Raw genomic sequence first — 384 nt, 5'->3', positions numbered from 1 at the left:
ATACCGGCGCTACTGGTGCAACCGGCGACAAAGGCGAAAAAGGTGATACCGGCGCTACTGGTGCAGATGGTAAGAACGCTGAAGCCGAAGTTAAAGACAACGGCGACGGTACTCACACTGTAACCATCAAAGACGGTAACGGTAATACCACTACTACCATCGTTAAAGACGGTGCAACTGGTGCCAAAGGTGATACCGGCGCAACTGGTGCAACCGGTGCCGACGGTAAGAACGCTGAAGCCGAAGTTAAAGACAACGGCGACGGTACTCACACTGTAACCATCAAAGACGGTAACGGTAACACCACTACTACTATCATTAAAGATGGTGCAACCGGTGCTAAAGGTGACACCGGTGCCGACGGTAAGAACGCCGAAGCCGACG

At 52.6% G+C, this 384-nt stretch carries 1 pseudogene; it reads left to right on the top strand.

Going from position 1 to position 384, the window contains the following annotated elements:
- Window positions 1-384, top strand: a pseudogene (locus tag HMPREF2661_RS08865) (hypothetical protein); the annotation flags it as partial.

It is taken from the genome of Neisseria sp. HMSC061B04, from assembly GCF_001836705.1.
Taxonomy (GTDB): domain Bacteria; phylum Pseudomonadota; class Gammaproteobacteria; order Burkholderiales; family Neisseriaceae; genus Neisseria.
Note: the sequence above shows the minus strand (reverse complement) of the source record. Positions and strands in the feature narration are given on the sequence as shown.